Source organism: Streptosporangium sp. NPDC023963, assembly GCF_040639135.1.
In the GTDB taxonomy this organism is placed as follows: Bacteria; Actinomycetota; Actinomycetes; order Streptosporangiales; family Streptosporangiaceae; genus Streptosporangium.
This window is the reverse complement of the sequence record NZ_JBEZZK010000035.1, coordinates 1-2,178: the sequence shown is the minus strand read 5'-3', so window position 1 is coordinate 2,178 and position 2,178 is coordinate 1. Positions and strand designations below refer to the sequence as shown.

1 protein-coding gene is annotated in these 2,178 nt (G+C 66.9%); it reads left to right on the top strand.

Annotation, left to right across the window (positions count from 1 at the left end):
- On the top strand, positions 1–1,249 hold a 1,249-nt coding region (locus tag AB0F88_RS44090), incomplete at its 5' end, for a hypothetical protein (protein ID WP_362698602.1).
- Positions 1,250–2,178: the final 929 nt, after the last annotated feature.

The window sequence follows — 2,178 nt, the reverse complement described above, 5'->3', positions numbered from 1 at the left end:
TGAACGCCGGACGGTCACCACCGCGATCGTCACGGTTGAAGCCGGGACGGTCGCCACGGTAACCACCACCGGGACGGTCATCGCGATTGAACGGCCTGCGCTCACCATCCGGGCGCGAACCGTAACGGCTACGGGTCTGGTCGCGGTCACCGTACGAACGACGCTCACCACCGCGGTCATCACGGTTGAACGACGGACGATCACCGCGGTCATCGCGATTGAACGGCGGACGACCCGAACCACGATCATCACGGTTGAACGCCGGACGGTCACCACCGCGATCGTCACGGTTGAAGCCGGGACGGTCGCCACGGTAACCACCACCGGGACGGTCATCGCGATTGAACGGCGGACGCCCCCCACCGGGACGGTCGTCACGGTTGAACGGCGGACGCCCCCCACCGGGACGGTCGTCACGGTTGAACGGCGGACGCCCCCCACCGGGACGGTCGTCACGGTTGAACGCCGGACGGTCACCACCGGGACGGTCGTCACGGTTGAACGCCGGACGGTCACCACGGTAGCCACCACCGGGACGGTCATCGCGATTGAACGGCGGACGCCCCCCACCGGGACGGTCGTCGCGGTTGAACGGCCTGCGCTCACCACTGTCGGGACGCGAACCGTACTGACCGCGCGACTGGTCGCGGTCACCGTACGAACGACGCTCACCACCGCGGTCATCACGGTTGAACGACGGACGATCACCACCACGACTGTCACGGTTGAAGCCGGGACGGTCGCCACGGTAGCCACCACCGGGACGGTCATCGCGATTGAACGGCGGACGCCCCCCACCGGGACGGTCATCGCGGTTGAACGGCCTGCGCTCACCACTGTCGGGACGCGAACCGTACTGACCGCGCGACTGGTCGCGGTCACCGTACGAACGACGCTCACCACCGCGATCATCGCGATTGAACGGCGGACGACCCGAACCACGATCATCACGGTTGAACGCCGGACGATCACCACCACGACTGTCACGGTTGAAGCCGGGACGATCGCCACGGTAGCCACCACCGGGACGGTCATCGCGATTGAACGGCGGACGCCCCCCACCGGGACGGTCATCGCGGTTGAACGGCCTGCGCTCACCACGGTCGTCACGGTTGGACGGGGGACGGCCGGAACCACGGTCGTCACGGTTGTAGGACGGCCGGTCTCCACGGTCACGGGCTCCATAGGAACCACCGCGGGACTGGTCGCGGTCACCATAAGAACGCTGGCCCTCGCCACGCGGCCCTGAGGGCCTCTGCCCGCCACTTGGACGATCGTCACGGTTGAACGCAGGGCGGCCGGAACCACGGTCGTCACGGTTGTAAGACGGCCGGTCTCCACGATCACGAGAGCCGTAAGAACCACTCGGGCGCCCCTCTCGGCGCTCACCGTATCGGGGACCGTCACCCGGACGTCCCCTGTCACCACCTGCGCGATCGCTGCGGTGGCCTCCCTGGCCACCAGATCCGCGGTTTTCGCCCTCTTCGCGTCGGCCGGCGCCCTCAGGCCCGTTGTCACTGTTCACTTCTGGTCCATTCGTTGGCTCACTCTGCGAGCGCGTCCCGCCTCTTCGATCGGATGGGACGATTCGCTGTGCGGGCGGTCTCCGGCCGCGGGGTGCGCCCCGTTCGCTATCGCTGCCCCGCCCTATCGTGGTCTGGCGCGACGAAGGCCACCCGCAGGTGGGGTGGCCCGGCCTCTCCAGCCTAGCAAGCCCCTGAAAGTCCACACGCCCTTCCCTCTGCACCCATAAATGATCATGGCCACGGCGATGAAGCCTTTGTGAGCGATTCTTGAGAGAACCAGACGGCCGCCCGACCCGATGGTCTCGGCATCGCCATGAGGACTAAGGCAGAGCCGAAGATGGTCCAGAGAACGCCTCCACAACGCGAAAAAAGGCTTCCACCTGTGGTGGAAGCCCTTCCTGGACGTACCGGAAACCTCGAAACCAGGAAAGCCCGGCCTCCTGGAACTCCCTGGAAAACCAGGAACCCCGAGAAGCCAGCGCCTCGGGTGAGCCTCTTGGTGATCAAGGAACCTCGGAGAAAACCGGGAGGCCTCGGGAATCTCCCGTTGGGGTTTCCCGTTGGGAAGGCCCGGACAGGGCCGCGCACCATCCCCGCACCGCCCCATGAGTAGGGCGGGGAACCGGGTGCGGGACGGGCCCCGACAGATCCG